Genomic DNA, 18,076 nt, shown 5'->3' on the forward strand with positions numbered 1-18,076 from the left:
TATATTTAAAGAAGCCTTTGTTTATTTGATTATATTTGATTTTATTTGATTAAAGATATTTGAGTTCAGGTGGGACCACAAAACAAAATAGCCTTCATTGAAGGCTATTTTGTTTTTTAATAAGAAAAACATTTTTAAAAGTTTTTGTTAAAAAAAAATTGTTTAATACAGAAATATTTATAATTTCGTAAGTAATAAAATGATTGGCCTCAATTTATTCATATAATATTAAAGAACAATTTTCTTTTAAAATAGGAAAAAGTTTTTATTTTTGTAACCTAATGGAAATTATGATGAACAAAAGACTTATTCTTTTATTAGTTTTGTTGTCTTTTCAGAATGTTTTTTCTGATTCGACACCTCCGCCACCACCACCAACTCCACCGCCAGGGTTGCCTATAGACAATGGAGTCGTTGCTATGATATTTGCAGGCTTGATTTTTGGTTATTATATAGTAAGAAAATTCGATTTTAAAAAGAATTATCTATAATTCTTTTACACTCTTAAATCTTGTATTCTTTTTACATATTTTCCTATAACATCAAATTCTAAATTTACTATTGTTCCAACTTTAAAAGTTTTAAAGTTAGTGTTCTCATAGGTATATGGAATAATGGCTACTGAAAATTGATTTAATTTTGAATCTACAACAGTCAAGCTCGTTCCATTGACAGTTATTGAGCCTTTTTCAATTGTAATATTACTTTGAGTTTTGTCATACTCAAAAGTGAAATACCAACTTCCGTCTGCTTCTTTAATGTTAATGCAAATTCCTGTTTGGTCGACATGACCTTGAACAATATGACCATCTAAACGATCACCAAGTTTCATGGCTCTTTCTAAGTTTATTTTATCATTTAGTTTCCATGATGAAATTGTGGTTTTGTCAATCGTTTCTTTAATTGCAGTAACGGTATAAGTGTTGTTTTCTATTGCTACAACCGTTAAACAAATGCCATTATGAGCTACGCTTTGGTCGATTTTTAATTCATGGGTAATGTTAGATTCAATTTTTAAATGTAAGTTTTCTTGCTCTTGACTTATTTCTTGTAGAGTTCCTAATGTTTCAATAATACCTGTAAACATAACTGATTTATTTTACTAAATTTGTAGCTCAAAAGTAAGCAATAAATACTAACTAGTTATGGTTAAAAAAGCAGAAAATATAATTGTAGGAATATCAATAGGAGATTTGAACGGAATTGGTCCAGAAGTAATCTTGAAAACCTTTGAAGATAATAGAATGCTTGAGCTTTGTACTCCAGTTATTTTTGCAAATGTTAAAATCATATCTTTTTTAAAAAAGAACCTAGCTTTAGATTCAAGTTTACATGGAATCGATTCTTTAGAGCAAATTGTTTTAGGGAAAATTAATGTTTTGAATGTATGGAAAGAAGGTGTAAATTTAGAATTTGGAAAGAATGATGATGTAGTTGGTAAATATGCAATAAAATCTTTTGCTACAGCAACAAAAGCACTTAAAGACAAGCAAGTAGATGTACTGGTTACGGCTCCAATAAACAAATATAATATTCAATCTGAAGATTTTAAATTTCCTGGACATACTGATTATTTGGACAAAGAGTTGTCTGGAAATGCTCTAATGTTAATGGTTCATGATAAATTAAGAGTAGGGCTTCTTACCGACCATATTCCAGTAAACGAAATTTCAAATTATTTGACAGAAGAATTGTTGGAAAGAAAAGTGGGGACAATCGTAAAAACCTTACAGCAAGATTTTGGTATTTCTAAGCCTAAAGTGGCTATTTTGGGTTTAAATCCTCATAGTGGTGATAATGGTGTTATAGGTGATGAAGAAGAAAAAGTGATTAAACCCGCAGTAAAAAAAATGTTTGATTTAGGTCAGTTGGTTTTTGGGCCTTATGCTTCCGATAGTTTTTTCGGTTCTTTACAATATGAAAAATATGATGCTATTTTAGCTATGTACCACGACCAAGGTTTAATTCCTTTTAAAACCTTGTCTTTTGGTAATGGAGTGAATTATACAGCAGGATTAAATCGAATACGTACTTCTCCAGATCATGGGACAGCTTTTGAAATAGCTGGAAAAGGAATTGCGAAACATGATTCATTTAAAGAAGCGGTTTATTTAGCTTTGGATATTTATAAAAAGCGAAATGAATATCAAGAACTTACAAAAAAGCCTTTGAAGGCAAAACAAAATTAGTTGTAAACAAAAAAATGTTTATAACATGTTTGAATTTATAATAATTTTATATCTTTGCAACCCCTTAAAGAAAGGTTGACTGTTGTTATGAAAAATTTAAAAGCATATTTAATTCAGTTTTCTGGATTAAAAATCGGAAAGCATCAGTTTGAATATCAGTTAGATAATTCGTTCTTTGAGCACTTTAATTTTGAAGAATTTAATAGTGTAGCTATTAAAGTAGATTTAATTTTAGAGAAAAAAAACACGATGCTTGAGTTGAATTTCAAGCATAAAGGAATAGTAAATGTTCCTTGTGATTTAACGAATGAGCCTTTTGATTTGCCAGTTAAGGGTAAATTGAGGTTAATTGTGAATTTTGGAGATTCATTTAATGATGAAAATGAAGAGTTGCTCATTTTGCCACACGGTGAGTTTCAGGTAGATGTATCTCAATATATATATGAAATGATTGTTCTTTCTGTTCCATTTAAAAGAATTCACCCAGGTGTAAAAGATGGAACTTTAAAAACAGATGTTTTAGATAAATTAGATGCATTATCTCCGAAAGAAGATAAAAAGGAAGAAGAGAATATAGACCCAAGGTGGGAGAATTTAAAAAAACTATTAACGGATAAATAATATAGTAAAATGGCACATCCTAAGAGAAAAACCTCGAAAACGAGAAGAGACAAGAGAAGAACGCACTATAAAGCGTCTGTTCCTCAAATTGCAACATGTCCTGTTACAGGTGAAGCACATTTATACCACAGAGCTTACTGGCATGAAGGTAAAATGTACTACAGAGGTCAAGTAGTAATTGATAAAGCTGAGGCAGTAGCTTAATTGCTTCAATGAAATAGAGAAAAACTCTCACGCAGTGAGAGTTTTTTTGTTAATATGCATTTTGTTATATTAATAACTTTATTTTACACAGGTTTGATTTTTTTTTTGTAATTTCAAACACTTTTTTATTAAGCGATTATTAAAAAAGAAAAATTATTTTTATGAATAAAATTACAGCCGCAATAACAGCTATTGGCTCATATGTTCCTGATTATGTGTTGTCTAATCAAGTGTTGGAAAATATGGTAGAAACCAACGATGAATGGATTACTACTAGAACGGGAATAAAAGAAAGAAGAATTTTAAAGGAAGAAGGCGAAGGAACTTCCTTTTTGGCAATAAAAGCTGCTCAAAATCTATTTGATAAAGCTAAAATTGATCCAAAAGAAATTGATTTAGTAATTATGGCAACGGCAACTCCAGATATGCCAGTTGCTTCTACAGGAGTTTATGTTGCTACTCAAATTGGAGCAACAAATGCTTTTGCTTTTGACTTACAAGCAGCATGTTCCAGTTTTCTTTATGGAATGTCTACCGCTTCTGCTTACATACAATCCGGAAAATATAAAAAAGTCTTATTAATAGGTGCAGACAAAATGTCATCTATTATTGATTACACTGATAGGGCTACCTGTATCATTTTTGGTGATGGAGGTGGAGCTGTTTTGTTTGAGCCTAATGAGGACGGATTAGGGTTGCAAGATGAAATCTTAAGAAGTGATGGAGTGGGTAGAGAGTTTCTAAAAATTGAGGCTGGAGGTTCTATTTTACCAGCTTCTGAAGAAACTGTAAAAAACAAACAGCATTATGTATTTCAAGATGGGAAGACTGTTTTTAAATATGCAGTGTCTGGAATGGCTGATGTGAGCGAAAAAATAATGGAAAGAAACCAACTTACACATGATGATGTAAATTGGTTGGTTGCACATCAGGCCAATAAGAGAATTATTGATGCTACCGCTAATAGAATGGGAGTTGAAGAGTCTAAGGTATTAGTAAACATTCACCGTTATGGCAACACTACCTCTGCAACTTTACCGTTGCTATTATGTGATTTTGAGAGTCAATTAAAAAAGGGAGATAATATTATTTTTGCAGCCTTTGGAGGTGGCTTCACATGGGGAGCGATTTATCTGAAATGGGCTTATAATAAACAATAACAAACCAAACCAAATGTCAAATAGTATGGATATTAGAGAAATTCAAAACCTAATTAAATTTGTAGCTAAATCAGGAGCTACCGAAGTAAAGTTAGAAATGGATGATTTTAAAATCACCATAAAAACTACAAGTGAAGGTGCAGAAAGTACAACTACTTATGTACAACAAGTTCCCGTTTCTAATGCTTTACCACAAGCTCCAGCGAATCAACCTGTTGCTCCAACAGCTCCAGTAACTCCACAAACAACTAAAGAAGCGGATGACAATTCAAAATATATTACTATAAAATCGCCAATAATTGGTACTTTTTATAGAAAACCAGCTCCAGACAAACCTGTTTTTGTAGAAGTAGGTAGCTCGGTTTCTAAAGGTGATGTAGTTTGTGTAATTGAAGCTATGAAATTATTTAACGAAATTGAATCAGAAATTTCTGGTAAAATTGTTAAAATATTAGTTGACGATTCTTCACCAGTAGAATTTGACCAACCTTTATTTTTAGTTGATCCATCTTAATAAAGTTAGAAATTAGTATTTAGAAGTAATTACTTCTTTTTGTCTAATTGACATATTGTCTAATTATCTAATTAAAAATATTATGTTTAAAAAAATATTAATTGCAAATAGAGGGGAAATTGCCTTACGTGTAATTAGAACCTGTAAAGAGATGGGAATTAAAACTGTTGCTGTTTATTCTACAGCTGATGCAGACAGTTTACATGTGCGTTTTGCAGATGAAGCAGTATGTATTGGGCCTCCTCCAAGCAACCTTTCTTATTTAAAGATGTCTAATATTATTGCTGCTGCTGAAATTACAAATGCAGATGCAATACATCCTGGATATGGTTTTTTGTCTGAGAACGCTAAATTTTCAAAAATATGTGAAGAACATGGTATCAAATTCATTGGAGCTTCTGCTGAAATGATAGATAAAATGGGTGATAAAGCTACAGCTAAAGCTACTATGAAAGCTGCAGGTGTGCCTTGTGTTCCTGGTTCTGATGGTATTTTAGAATCTTTTGAACAAGCTCAAAAAATTGCAAAAGACATGGGATATCCTGTGATGCTTAAAGCAACAGCTGGTGGTGGTGGAAAAGGAATGAGAGCGGTTTGGAAACCTGAAGATTTATTAAAAGCATGGGAAAGTGCTCGTCAAGAAGCTGGTGCTGCTTTTGGTAATGATGGGATGTACATGGAAAAATTAATTGAAGAACCAAGGCATATAGAAATTCAGGTAATTGGAGATTCTTTTGGTAAAGCTTGTCATTTATCGGAAAGAGACTGTTCTGTTCAAAGAAGACATCAAAAATTAACAGAAGAAACACCTTCTCCTTTTATGACGGATGAACTTCGAAATAAAATGGGAGATGCAGCGGTTAAAGCAGCGGAATTTATTAAATATGAAGGAGCTGGAACTGTAGAATTCTTGGTGGATAAGCATAGAAATTTTTATTTTATGGAAATGAATACGCGTATTCAGGTAGAACATCCAATTACAGAACAAGTAATTGATTATGACTTAATTCGCGAGCAAATTTTAGTAGCAGCAGGAGTGCCTATTTCAGGTAAAAATTATTTTCCACAATTACACTCTATAGAATGTCGTATCAATGCTGAAGATCCGTACAATGATTTTCGCCCTTCCCCAGGTAAAATAACGGTTTTACATTCTCCTGGAGGGCATGGTGTGCGTTTAGATACGCATGTATATGCTGGATATACAATTCCGCCTAATTATGACTCTATGATTGCAAAATTAATTACTACTGCTCAAACAAGAGAAGAAGCAATCAATAAGATGAAAAGAGCTTTAGATGAGTTTGTTATTGAAGGAATTAAAACGACTATTCCATTTCATAGACAACTTATGGATGAACCGGATTATGTTGAAGGTAATTACACCACAAAATTTATGGAAACTTTCGTAATGAAAGAAAAAATAGAAGATTAACAATAAAAAAACTCCCGATGTGAATCGGGAGTTTTTTTATTTAGTAGTATGTACTTTCTATTATAAACTTGCTTTTAAGAACTCTCTATTCATTCGAGCAATATTTTCTAATGAAATACCTTTTGGACATTCAATTTCACAAGCTCCAGTATTGGTACAGTTACCAAAGCCTTCTTCGTCCATTTGTCTGACCATGTTTTGAACGCGTTGCGCGGCTTCTACTTTACCTTGTGGTAATAGGGCATATTGAGATACTTTTGCACCTACAAAAAGCATTGCAGAGCCGTTTTTACAAGTTGCCACACAAGCACCACACCCAATACAAGCAGCTGCCATAAATGCTTTGTCAGCGTCATCTTTTGGTACAGGAGTTGCATTAGCATCTATTGTGTTACCTGATGTGTTTACAGAAACAAATCCTCCCGCTTGCTGAATTCTATCAAACGAACTTCTATCAACAACTAAATCTTTTACAACAGGGAAAGCTTTACTTCTAAAAGGCTCAATGTAAATAGTATCACCATCTTTGAACTTTCTCATATGAAGTTGGCAAGTAGTTGTCCCAGTTTCTGGTCCGTGTGCTCTACCGTTAATATATAAGGAACACATACCGCAAATTCCTTCTCTACAATCATGATCAAAAGCAACTGGTTCTTGTTTGTTGTTAATTAATTGTTCGTTTAATTGGTCTAGCATTTCTAAAAACGAACTTGCAGTAGATACGTTATCTAATTTGTAATCTACAATTCCTCCTTTATCATTCGCGTTTTTTTGACGCCAAATTTTAAGGTTTATATTTATGTTTTTTGCTGTACTCATAATTTCTTATTTATAGTTTCTAGCTGCAATTTTAATGAATTCATACTTCAATTCTTCTTTGTGTAATTCTGCTTTAGTAGTGTCCTGGCCTTTGTATTCCCAAGCACTTACAAATGAGAAGTTTTCGTCATCACGTAAGGTTTCACCCTCAGCATCTTGATATTCTTCTCTAAAGTGTCCTCCACAAGATTCATTTCTTTGTAAGGCATCCATTGCCATTAATTGACCTAATTCCAAGAAATCAGCAACTCGAAGAGCTTTTTCTAATTCTGGATTAAGTTCATCAGCATTTCCAGGTACATATACGTCTTTGTAGAATTCGTCTCTAATTTGACCAATTTCTGCAATAGCTTCTTTCAGTCCTTGTTCGTTACGCGCCATACCCACCTTATTCCACATTACATGTCCTAACCTCTTGTGGAAATAATCAACCGATTTTGTTCCATTATTGTTTAAGAACATATTGATGCTATCTTTCACATTTTTTTCAGCTTCAGCAAATTCAGGAGCGTCAGTAGAAATTTTACCCGTTCTAATTTCGTCAGCTAAATAATTGGAAACCGTATAGGGAAGTACAAAATAACCATCGGCCAAACCTTGCATTAATGCTGAGGCACCCAATCTATTTGCACCATGGTCAGAGAAGTTGGCTTCACCAGCCACAAAACAACCTGGAATAGTTGATTGTAAGTTGTAATCTACCCAAACACCACCCATCGTATAATGCACTGCAGGGTAAATTTTCATAGGGGTTTCATATGGATTCTCATCTGTAATTTTTTCATACATTTCAAATAAGTTACCATATTTTTCTTCAATCCATTTTTTACCTAGAGTGATGATTTCTTCTTCCGAAGGATTGTGATTTCCTTGTGCATAAGCCACTTCTTTACCTTTATTTTTAATTTCTGATGAGAAATCTAAATAAACTCCTTCGTTTGTGTCATTTGCTTCAATTCCAAAACCTTCATCACAACGCTCTTTTGCAGCACGAGAAGCTACATCACGAGGTACTAAGTTACCAAAAGCAGGGTATCTTCTTTCTAAGTAATAATCTCTATCTTCTTCGGCAATTTGTGTTGGTTTTAATTTGCCAGCACGAATAGCTTCTGCGTCTTCTTTTTTCTTTGGTACCCAAATACGACCTGAGTTACGCAATGATTCAGACATTAACGTTAACTTCGATTGATTTGTTCCATGAACAGGAATACATGTTGGGTGAATTTGTACATAACAAGGATTTGCAAAAGCTGCTCCTTTTTTATGAATTTTCCAACCTGCACTTACATTACTACCCATTGCATTAGTGGATAAGAAATATACGTTTCCATAACCACCAGAAGCAATAACTACTGCGTGTGCAGAGTGTCTTTCTATTTCACCTGTGATTAAATTACGTGCAATAATTCCACGTGCTTTACCATCAATTTTTACTAAATCTAGCATTTCGTGACGGTTGTACATTTTTACTCGGCCTAAACCAATTTGTCTTGATAAAGCGGAGTAGGCACCTAGTAATAATTGCTGCCCTGTTTGTCCAGCAGCATAAAAAGTACGTTGTACTTGTACACCACCAAACGAACGATTGTCTAACATTCCGCCATAATCACGTGCAAATGGAACACCTTGCGCAACACATTGGTCAATAATATTTCCTGAAACTTCTGCTAAACGATGAACGTTTGCTTCACGTGCTCTATAATCACCACCTTTAATAGTGTCATAAAATAAACGGTAAATACTATCTCCGTCATTTTGATAATTTTTCGCAGCGTTAATACCTCCTTGAGCAGCAATTGAGTGTGCTCTACGAGGCGAATCTTGAAAACAAAATGCTTTTACATTATAACCCATTTCTCCTAGAGAAGCAGCAGCTGATGCACCTGCTAAACCAGTTCCTACAACTATAATGTCTAATTTTGGTCTATTATTTGGAGCAACTAATTTTAAGTGGTCTTTATAATCAGTCCATTTTTGATTTAATGGTCCTTCTGGTATTTTAGAATCTAACTTCATATGATATCTGATGTTGATTATTTAGTAAAATGAATATATAATGGGATAATCGCAAACAATAAAGGAACAATTACAGCAAAAGCTTTCCCAATAAACTTGATTATAGGAGTATATTTAGGGCTGTTTAATCCCAAAGATTGAAAAGCACTTTGGAAACCGTGCCATAAGTGAAAACCAAGTGCAAACATGGCTAAAACGTAGCCAATTGTAAAGTATAAACCATATTTAGCATCTCTAAAAAAGGCTAAGGTAATTTTATATAAGTCTTTATATAAATCTGCTACTTTTACATTTGCTTGCGCATGGTATAATTCCGTTTTTTTAACCAATTTAAATTGCTTTGGAGCATGATTATGTTCGTCTGTATGAGTTCCAATTTCTACTTGTTCTACTGGGTAATATTGTCCAGCTTGTGTTCCAACATAAAAATCTTGTTTCATACCAGGTTGACCTTCTATTGATTGTGTCATTAGTGGCATGTTTTTGTCAAAATGCATTTTTGCCCAAAAATTTACCATGTGAGTAACAATGAATACCAAAACAATTGTTCCTAATAGCGCCATGTTTCTAGATGAAAAACTGCTATTTGCAGAAGGATTTGATTTGGCATACCCAATTGGTCTCGCTTTAGCGTTTTGATACGTCAATAAAAATCCATCAATAGCATGGAAAAGAATGGAAATGTACGTTAAATAAGAAAGAACTTTTACTGCAGGATTAGTGGTCATAAATAACGCATACTGATTAAAATTCAAAGCATTATTTGGTACTAAAAGCTGAAGATTTCCAGCCAAGTGACCAGCTAAAAACAAGCATAAAAATAAACCTGTAAGAGCCATCCAGTATTTCTTAGCAATAGATGACTTTAAAAGTGCTGATTTTGCCATAATTTAATTTGATTGTTCAAGTTTTAAAAATCAAACAAAAATACAGCATAAAAAATTTAACTACAACCTTTTAGTGGTAATTTATAATGAATTTAAAATATGTTTAATTGGGTTTGTAAATCAAAGAGTTACCTAGTAAATGTTTATTTGTAAGAGGGTTCCAAACCTCTAATTCCCATATCGATTACGTTCTCACCAGCGGTTGGTTCGTATTTTCCGTCCATATTTACTTCTTCCCATTCAAAACTATTGTTTGTAGATAAAGATAGTGTAACAATGATGTCTTTAGTTTCAGTTCCGGTAATGACTAAATTAGATGGGAATTTACCTGTAACAACGCATGAACCTTGTGGAATTGCTGAAGTAGTAGCAATCGGATTAGGAACTGTAGTTGATCCTTCTGGAGCTTGACCAGAAGTAGCATAAGGGTAGTTATGTAGTCCTAAAGCCCAATATCCTTGAAGTTTGTTAGCGTTTACATTAAAAATATTATTTCCTATTTGATGTGTTGTAATATAAGTGTTGTAGCCCACAAAACTTTCTAAAGTTGCGGTGTAATTTGTGTTGTTGTTTAAGATGGATATATCATAATTTTGATACGATAAAGAAACTCTGACATATTGATAGCTTCCTTGGTTTACTTCTTTTAAAGGAATAGACAAGAAAGTCTCGCCACTAGAAACAACAGTTGCTTGTGTAAAATCGATTGCTAAATCTCCTCCTGTAAGGGTTTCTGGAGCATGATACAAAACAGTTCCATCTCCAAGCTGTGTATAAGCATTTGGACTTAATTCAAAATAATGGGCACTTATACTATTAAAAACAGGTGATTGAGCAGCGTGACCAGATGCAACAACTGCGGGTTGACCTAAATTATCAAGTCTTTGTTGATTTGGATTAAACTCAAATTTAATTATTAATTGAGGTTCATCATTTACTAAATTATCGTCCTTGTCAGAACAGGAGAAGAAACTTATCCCTAATGCCAAAATAAATATCGGTAAGAATTTCTTCATTTTTGTTCTAATGGGTTAATAATTTTTGTTTTAGTATGTTAGAAGCACTCTTATAATTAAACGTGTAAATGTAGTATTTTATTATTAACAATCCGGTTTAAATGTGTTAAAAATCTACATTAATACTATTGAATTTTTTTTGATATAAAACGTTGTAGAATTATGAATTTTAATGTAGAATAGAGTTATTTTTTTAAAATTCATAAAAATCCTTGAAAATGCTATTTTCTAGTTTGATAGGAGATTGTTTTTAGGTTCATAATTGTAATTTTAACCACTTAAAAAGAAATACTATGAAAGTTGGAATTGATGCGATATCTTTTGATGTAGCCAAATTACATTTACCTATACATGAGTTAGCCAAAGCAAGAGGAATTGAAGCTGCAAAATTAGAAAAAGGATTAGGATTGTTAAAAATGACTTTCCCAGATGTACATCAAGATACTGTAGTTTTTGGAGCGAATGCACTCACGAAATTGATTTTGGAACAAAACATTAATTTAAATGAAATTTCCAGAATTTATGTAGGCACAGAAAGTAGTATAGATAGCTCTAAGCCGATTGCTTCTTTTTTGGTATCTTTAATGGAACAAAAATTTGGTCAAGGATGTCTTTCTCATTGCGATGCGGTAGATTTTACATTTGCCTGTATTGGTGGTGTAGATGCAATGCAAAACTGTATGGATTTTGTGCGATTATACCCAGAAAAAAAAGCCATTGTAGTTACTTGTGATATTGCAAAATACGATTTAAATTCAACGGGCGAATATACACAAGGTGCTGGTGCTTTAGCTATGTTGATTACTTCTAATCCTAGCATTATAGCTTTTGAAAATCATTGGGCAACCAGTACAAAAGGAGTTTTTGATTTTTTTAAACCGTATCGAAGTATTGCTAAATCATCTATTACTGGAAGTGATAATAACGAAGATTGGTTTTCTAGCTTAGAAACTGAAATTGAAATTCATAAAGACCAGCCGGTTTTTGATGGACAATATTCAAATCAATGCTATATGGATAGAACCAGAGAGGCTTATTTTTTGTTTAAAAAATTGAAAAATTCAGAAGAAACAATTTATAATTCTTGGGCTAGTATTGTGATGCACCTGCCTTATTCTTTTCAAGGTAGAAGAATGTTGACAGAAATTTATGCTTTGGATTCCAAGGAAATTGAAATGGATGTGCAGTCATTGGATTACCAAAATAAATTAAAAGAAATAGGAAAATCAGAAGCGTATCAAAATTTTGTTACTGAAAAATTGCAACCTGCGGAAATAGCTTCTTCATTAATTGGTAATTTGTATACAGGATCTGTTTTTATGGGATTATTGTCTACTTTGTCTCATTTTTATGCGAATGATACTCCAATAGAAGGAAACGTTTTTGGTTTTTTAGCCTATGGAAGTGGTTCGAAATCGAAAGTCTTTGAAGGGGTTGTTCAAAGCAACTGGAGAGCTGCTTTAGAAAAAACACAGCTTTTTGAAACTTTAGAAAAAAGTCACAAAATAGATTTTACAACCTATGAAAAATTACATAAAAAGGAAGTAAAAAAAAGTGTTTGTTTTCCCAAAAAGGAATGGGTTCTTGATTTGATTGAAAAAGAAAACCCTAATTTAATTGGGGCGCGATATTATAAATGGATAGAGTAATACAGTTTTTTTAACTGTATTTCTCTATGTATTTGTTCACGATTAAATCGGTGTTTTCGTTGCGTATTTTTTGTTCCAACTGAATAGGAGCGGCCGCTCTTACAGAACAATCTTTAACCGCACAAGTTTCACAAGTAACGCCTACAATTTGTTTGGTAATATTTTCGTTGTCAATAAATTTAAATTTTTTCTTGAGTGCAGGTGTGATGAGAATACCCACAGAAATACTTCTAATATGGTCTTTTTTAAAGGGGTCTGGAGTGGCAGAAGAAAAAACTAAATATTCATTTTTACTGTTTTCATAACAAGAAATTTGAGCATCAAAAAAATGTGTTTTATTTTGTTTCAAAGACTCTACCATCGTTCGAACAGAAACCCATCTTCTGCAGTAATGTTCGTTCATTTCATTGGCATGTGGTTCTTGTTGATTGGTAATGTGTAATTCTTTTTTGATTTTATAATTGTCGCTTCCAATTTTGTGCGACATGCGTAAAAAGAATAAGTTTTTTAACTGAAAATCTTTGGGTAATAAATTGGTTAATCTTTGGTAAAAAGATTCTGGAGAAACTTTGAAATCGGTTATTAGTTGAACAAATTCTTGTGGTTTTGGATCTTCTTTGGCTACAAAAACATTTAATTTTTCAATCATTTTTTTTCTAGGTAAGAGTAAGGCACCTGCAAAATAAGAAGCGTAGAAATTATTTAATACCTGATCAAAATTTTCAAACTTAATCCAGCTAAAAGTGTACAATCGTTCTTCAATTTGTAAAAAATTATAGGCTATTTCTTTGGCAAAAATAAATGCTTTTTGCGAATCGTCTACATCTGTTGAGATTAACAAAGTTTTGCTTTTGGCTACAAAAATCGAACGTAAATCGCCTAGTTCGTTTTGTTCTTTAAAAGTTAAAATTTCAATTTTGTAGTTGTATTCTTCAATTAAGATGGATTGCAATTCCTCTAAAGCTATTTCTGCGTCTAAATCTATGTGAAAGGCTTTGGCAAAATCCAAAACTTTTTGTTCTAAATCTTCAAAATAATTATTTTGTGCTTCTTGATAGGAGCGTAAGGAAGCTAAGAAAAAACTTTCTCTAGATAAATTATAATGTTGGGCAATTTCAATGATGGTGCTAATAAAGGCATTTACTTTCGCAGGTGCATTAGCAATGATATCAATTAAATCACTTTCCTCAATTCCAAAGATATCTAAGGGGATTTCTTTTAAGATTCCTGAATTTAAAATTTCACCAATGGGTGCTAAATTATTATCCAACTTCAAAGATACCATGTTGTCGTAAGAAATATCTAGTTTTTCAGATAACAGAATAATCTTATCTGTCTTTGGGTATTTTTTTCCTTTTTCAATCTCATTTAAATACGACTTGGATAGCCCAGTTATTTTGGCTAAGCCAAATAACGACAAGTCTTTGTTAGTCCTTGCCTGTTTTAATTTTAAGCCAAAAATAAGCTTGATATAATCTCTCTCTAAATTCATAATTTCAAAGATACGCTATTATTTAAAATCACAAAAAAATAATTTTTTTATATTTTAGCGTACGTTCGCTTGTTTTGTAAAAAACTTTTTTATAATATTGTACCAACAAAAACAATAAGTCATGGAAAATCAATTAGAAACAACAGCAAAAGCATTTGAATTAGCTCCAGAAGCTACTGCAAAATTCCCTGCTATTTTAACAGAAGAAGCGATTCTTTTTTTAACAGAATTACATGAAGTGTTCAATAAACAACGATTGGAATTACTTGAAAAAAGAAAAGTACAACAACAAAAGTTTGATGAAGGAGAGTTGCCTTGTTTTCCAAAAGAAACGCAAGATATTCGTGAAAAAGATTGGTTTGCAGGCACAACTCCTGAGGATTTATTAGACAGAAGAGTTGAAATTACAGGTCCAGTAGATCGTAAAATGGTAATCAATGCGTTGAATTCTGGTGCCAAAACGTTTATGGCAGATTTTGAAGATAGTACTTCTCCAACTTGGGAGAACCTTATGAATGGACAACAAAACTTAAAAGATGCTGTTGCAAAAACGATTTATTTATTTGACGAAGCAAAAAATAAAGAATATAAGTTAAATGAAAATACAGCGGTTTTATTAGTAAGACCTCGTGGCATTCATTTGAATGAAAAGCATATCTTAATTAATAATGAAGAAGCTTCAGGTGCTTTGGTTGATTTTGGATTATATGTTTTTCATAATCATAAACAGTTAAAAGAAAATAATACCGCTCCTTATTTCTATTTACCCAAATTAGAACATTACTTAGAAGCGAGATGGTGGAATACTGTTTTTGAATTTACTGAAGAATATCTAGATATTAAAAAAGGAACTTTAAAAGCTACCGTTTTAGTAGAGACGATTACGGCTAGTTTTCAATTGGATGAAATTATTTATGAATTAAGAAATCATATCGTAGGGCTAAATTGTGGTCGTTGGGATTATATTTTTTCATATATCAAGAAGTTTAGAAATAATGATAAATTCTTAGTGCCAGACCGTGATCAAGTAACGATGACGAGTCCTTTTATGAAAGCGTATTCGGAATTGGTTATCCAAAGATGTCACAAAAGAAATATTCATGCCATAGGTGGAATGGCTGCTCAAATTCCTATTAAAAATGATGAAGCAGCTAATAAAATAGCATTTGACAAAGTAAAAGCCGATAAGGAACGTGAAGTAAAAAATGGTCATGACGGTACTTGGGTCGCACATCCAGATTTAGTGCCCGTTGCAATGAAAGTTTTCGATGAAAACATGCCTACTAAAAATCAAATTCATGTAAAACGAAATGAACTTTCGATTTCAGAAGCTGATTTGTTAGAAGTACCTCAAGGAACGATTACTGAAGCGGGAGTTCGTAAAAACATCAATATTTCCGTTTTGTATATCGCTTCTTGGTTGAATGGACAAGGCGCTGCTGCTTTAAATCATTTAATGGAAGACGCTGCAACAGCAGAAATATCTCGTTCGCAATTATGGCAATGGCTTCGCAATGGCGTAACCTTAGATAATGGCAAAGTCTTAACGGAGAAATATTATGATAAAATTGCCATGGAAGAATATGAAAAAATTAGAAACCAAGTAGGTGATGAGAATCATGAAAAATACCATTATAAATTGGCCGAACAACTGTTAGATATTTTGGTAGTGAATTATACCTTCATCGATTTTCTAACCCTAACTGGATATAAATACATTTAACACAACCTTTATTTATAAAACACAATGAAAACAGTAGAAACAAGAATTCAGGAATTAGTTACAGATTGGTTAACCAACGAAAGATGGAAAGGAATTGAACGTCCTTATACCGCTGAAGAAGTAGTTAAATTACAAGGTTCTTATAAAATTGAACATAGTATCTCAAAATTAGGAGCTGAGAAGCTTTGGAAAAAATTAAATGCGCAAGATTATGTAGCTGGTTTAGGTGCTTTAACTGGTAACCAAGCGATTCAAGAAGTAGAAGCAGGTTTAGAAGCCATTTATTTAAGTGGATGGCAAGTAGCTGCGGATGCAAATGTAGCTGGTGAAATGTATCCCGATCAATCTTTGTACCCTGCGAATAGCGTGCCTCTTGTTGTGAAAAGAATTAATAATGCTTTGTTAAGAGCCGATCAAATTCAAGTGGTAAATCAGGTGCCAGAAAAAGATAGAAAAGATTATTTAGTACCAATTGTAGCCGATGCGGAAGCTGGTTTTGGTGGAAATCTAAATGCGTTTGAATTGATGAAATCCATGATTGAAGCGGGTGCAGCTGGTGTACATTTTGAAGATCAATTGAGTTCTGCTAAAAAGTGTGGTCATTTAGGAGGAAAAGTATTAGTACCTACACAAGAAGCAATTAATAAATTAGTAGCGGCTCGTTTGGCAACAGATGTTATGGGTGTTCCTGCTTTAATTGTAGCAAGAACAGACGCTGATGCTGCGAATCTTTTAACGAGTGATATTGATCCAAGGGATGCTAAATTTATTACAGGTGAAAAAACGAGCGAAGGTTTCTTCTATGTGAATGCAGGTATTGAACAAGGTATTGATAGAGGGCTGAGTTATGCTCCTTATGCAGATTTAATTTGGATGGAAACCAGTAATCCTGATTTAAAATATGCAAAACAATTTGCGGATGCAATTCATGCGAAATATCCAGGAAAGATGTTGGCTTATAATTGCTCGCCTTCCTTCAACTGGGCGGCAAAATTAACGGTTGCAGAAATGGAAACTTTTAGAGAGGATTTAGCAGCAATGGGGTATAAATTCCAATTTATCACTTTAGCAGGTTTCCACGCTTTGAATACGAGTATGTTTGAATTATCAAAAGCGTATAAAGAAAGAGGAATGGCAGGTTATTCTGAATTACAAGAAAGAGAATTTGCTCTGCAAAAAGATGGTTTTAAAGCAGTAAAACACCAAGGATTTGTAGGTACTACCTACTTTGACGCGGTTCAAAATACCGTTACTAACAATAGATCTTCCACTACAGCAATGAAAGATTCTACTGAGGTAGCGCAATTTTAATATTTTTAGTATAATTTGGTTTGACCAAAAAGCCTTGAGAAATTTCTCAAGGCTTTTGTTTTTAAATGTTGCTTTTATAAATTTATAGTAGAATAGTATTTCTCTTTAATTTCTTACACTATATTTTAATACCATATCCAGATAAATATTCATTTATTGGACTTAAACCAATTTCTTTTCTCCAAAAATCGACCTTTTCTTTATCTACTAATGGATAAAGTTCATATTGTTGATTTTCTTTATTATATTTTACTTGTGTTCCATATTTTTGAGGTCTTCCTTCACTAATTTCAATTCGGTCATATAAATAGGCAAAACTTTGTGAATCGGCTTCCTTTTTTTTACACAAGTCTTCAATTGTGCTTACATATTTTTTTTGCGTTTGTAAATCGGCATGTTGAATAATTAAAAATGCTGCTTGGACGGCATTATTTCCAACTAAAGATTTTTTGGGAAATCCTTTCTGTTGTATTAATTTTTCTAACTTTTCTAAGTTTTCTTTATTAATATTGTTTTTAACTTTCCATAAAGTATTAACTACTGTGGTATTTTTCCCGATTTTTCTTTCTGCTAAATGAATTTGAAAATAATACGCTTGATCTAAAGCTCTCATTTTCCATAATTTTTTTGCATATTCTTTATCTACTATTATAGTTTTATATTCTAGTTCTATTTTGCTAATTAGTTCATCTTCAAAAGAATTCCATCTTTTATCCGTTCTTAAGTTTAAAAAGTCTGGATCAAAGAGCGGATTTAATTTTATTTCTAAATCTAAAGACTCTCTTAAAATAGCGAAACTTTTATCGAATTGAGAATCTTCAGCTAGCGCACAGGCATAATTATATAAATAATTTGTATCTCTATTCCCTTTTTGATAATTCGTTTCAAATTCTATAATGGCATCTTTAATTTTACCTTCTTGCATTAAACTATCCGCTGGAGTCAAATCCAAATCATCAAATTGAGAAAAACTAAAAGAAGAAAAAAATAATAAAAGGTAGAGGGTTTTTTGGATCATATTTAAGTTATTAATTAAAGCA

The 18,076-nt window shown here is 32.6% G+C and carries 17 protein-coding genes; 10 read left to right on the forward strand and 7 right to left on the reverse strand.

The window, feature by feature from the left end; genetic code table 11:
* Window positions 1-290: 290 nt before the first annotated feature.
* Window positions 291-491: a hypothetical protein gene (locus tag FHG05_RS11435; protein ID WP_232338084.1), complete on the forward strand. Its 201-nt coding sequence runs from the start codon at window positions 291-293 to the stop codon at window positions 489-491.
* A 5-nt stretch (window positions 492-496) separates the two neighbouring features.
* On the opposite strand, the gene FHG05_RS11440 is transcribed toward FHG05_RS11435, so the two are convergent.
* Window positions 497-1,087, reverse strand: coding sequence for a riboflavin synthase (locus FHG05_RS11440; protein ID WP_140998164.1), 591 nt, complete (start codon window positions 1,085-1,087; stop codon window positions 497-499).
* A 58-nt stretch (window positions 1,088-1,145) separates the two neighbouring features.
* On the opposite strand from FHG05_RS11440, the gene pdxA reads away from it, so the two are divergent.
* From pdxA to accC, 6 genes are all read left to right on the forward strand, one after another.
* Window positions 1,146-2,189: a 4-hydroxythreonine-4-phosphate dehydrogenase PdxA gene (gene pdxA, locus FHG05_RS11445; protein ID WP_140998165.1), complete on the forward strand. Its 1,044-nt coding sequence runs from the start codon at window positions 1,146-1,148 to the stop codon at window positions 2,187-2,189.
* A gap of 87 nt (window positions 2,190-2,276) precedes the next feature.
* Window positions 2,277-2,810: a YceD family protein gene (locus FHG05_RS11450; RefSeq protein WP_140998166.1), complete on the forward strand. Its 534-nt coding sequence runs from the start codon at window positions 2,277-2,279 to the stop codon at window positions 2,808-2,810.
* Between the two features lie 9 nt (window positions 2,811-2,819).
* Window positions 2,820-3,014: a 50S ribosomal protein L32 gene (rpmF, locus tag FHG05_RS11455; RefSeq protein WP_026993360.1), complete on the forward strand. Its 195-nt coding sequence runs from the start codon at window positions 2,820-2,822 to the stop codon at window positions 3,012-3,014.
* A gap of 161 nt (window positions 3,015-3,175) precedes the next feature.
* Complete coding sequence (locus FHG05_RS11460; RefSeq protein ID WP_140998167.1) at window positions 3,176-4,174, forward strand: beta-ketoacyl-ACP synthase III; 999 nt, start codon at window positions 3,176-3,178, stop codon at window positions 4,172-4,174.
* Between the two features lie 25 nt (window positions 4,175-4,199).
* Window positions 4,200-4,688 carry an acetyl-CoA carboxylase biotin carboxyl carrier protein gene (gene accB, locus FHG05_RS11465; protein ID WP_140998244.1) on the forward strand — a complete coding sequence of 163 codons (489 nt, stop codon included), beginning with the start codon at window positions 4,200-4,202 and terminating at the stop codon, window positions 4,686-4,688.
* Between the two features lie 82 nt (window positions 4,689-4,770).
* Window positions 4,771-6,123, forward strand: a complete 1,353-nt coding sequence (accC, locus tag FHG05_RS11470) for an acetyl-CoA carboxylase biotin carboxylase subunit (protein ID WP_140998168.1) — start codon at window positions 4,771-4,773, stop codon at window positions 6,121-6,123.
* A gap of 60 nt (window positions 6,124-6,183) precedes the next feature.
* Here the strand turns inward: accC and FHG05_RS11475 are convergent, their stop codons facing one another.
* The 4 genes from FHG05_RS11475 to FHG05_RS11490 form a co-directional block, all read right to left on the reverse strand.
* The gene (locus FHG05_RS11475) at window positions 6,184-6,942 is read right to left on the reverse strand and encodes a succinate dehydrogenase/fumarate reductase iron-sulfur subunit (RefSeq protein ID WP_140998169.1); all 759 of its coding nucleotides are present in this window, start codon (window positions 6,940-6,942) and stop codon (window positions 6,184-6,186) included.
* 6 nt (window positions 6,943-6,948) lie between these two features.
* Entirely contained in the window at window positions 6,949-8,958 is a 2,010-nt protein-coding gene (locus FHG05_RS11480; protein WP_140998170.1) for a fumarate reductase/succinate dehydrogenase flavoprotein subunit, read from the reverse strand.
* 17 nt (window positions 8,959-8,975) lie between these two features.
* Window positions 8,976-9,845 carry a succinate dehydrogenase cytochrome b subunit gene (locus FHG05_RS11485; protein WP_140998171.1) on the reverse strand — a complete coding sequence of 290 codons (870 nt, stop codon included), beginning with the start codon at window positions 9,843-9,845 and terminating at the stop codon, window positions 8,976-8,978.
* Window positions 9,846-9,988: 143 nt separating this feature from the next.
* Window positions 9,989-10,861, reverse strand: a complete 873-nt coding sequence (locus FHG05_RS11490; protein WP_140998172.1) for a hypothetical protein — start codon at window positions 10,859-10,861, stop codon at window positions 9,989-9,991.
* Between the two features lie 293 nt (window positions 10,862-11,154).
* On the opposite strand from FHG05_RS11490, the gene FHG05_RS11495 reads away from it, so the two are divergent.
* Window positions 11,155-12,510 (forward strand): hydroxymethylglutaryl-CoA synthase family protein, encoded by a 1,356-nt coding sequence (locus tag FHG05_RS11495; protein WP_140998173.1) that lies wholly within the window; start codon window positions 11,155-11,157, stop codon window positions 12,508-12,510.
* 10 nt (window positions 12,511-12,520) lie between these two features.
* Here FHG05_RS11495 and FHG05_RS11500 read toward each other — a convergent pair whose 3' ends face one another.
* Complete coding sequence (locus tag FHG05_RS11500; RefSeq protein WP_140998174.1) at window positions 12,521-14,002, reverse strand: helix-turn-helix domain-containing protein; 1,482 nt, start codon at window positions 14,000-14,002, stop codon at window positions 12,521-12,523.
* 121 nt (window positions 14,003-14,123) lie between these two features.
* Between FHG05_RS11500 and aceB the strand changes: the two genes are divergently transcribed.
* Window positions 14,124-15,725 carry a malate synthase A gene (aceB, locus tag FHG05_RS11505; RefSeq protein WP_140998175.1) on the forward strand — a complete coding sequence of 534 codons (1,602 nt, stop codon included), beginning with the start codon at window positions 14,124-14,126 and terminating at the stop codon, window positions 15,723-15,725.
* Window positions 15,726-15,749: 24 nt separating this feature from the next.
* Window positions 15,750-17,036 carry an isocitrate lyase gene (aceA, locus tag FHG05_RS11510; RefSeq protein WP_140998176.1) on the forward strand — a complete coding sequence of 429 codons (1,287 nt, stop codon included), beginning with the start codon at window positions 15,750-15,752 and terminating at the stop codon, window positions 17,034-17,036.
* Window positions 17,037-17,154: 118 nt separating this feature from the next.
* Here the strand turns inward: aceA and FHG05_RS11515 are convergent, their stop codons facing one another.
* Window positions 17,155-18,054, reverse strand: a complete 900-nt coding sequence (locus FHG05_RS11515) for a DUF6624 domain-containing protein (RefSeq protein WP_140998177.1) — start codon at window positions 18,052-18,054, stop codon at window positions 17,155-17,157.
* Window positions 18,055-18,076: the final 22 nt, after the last annotated feature.

The sequence above is a fragment of the Flavobacterium profundi genome (assembly GCF_006491645.1).
GTDB classification, from domain to species: Bacteria; Bacteroidota; Bacteroidia; order Flavobacteriales; family Flavobacteriaceae; genus Flavobacterium; species Flavobacterium profundi.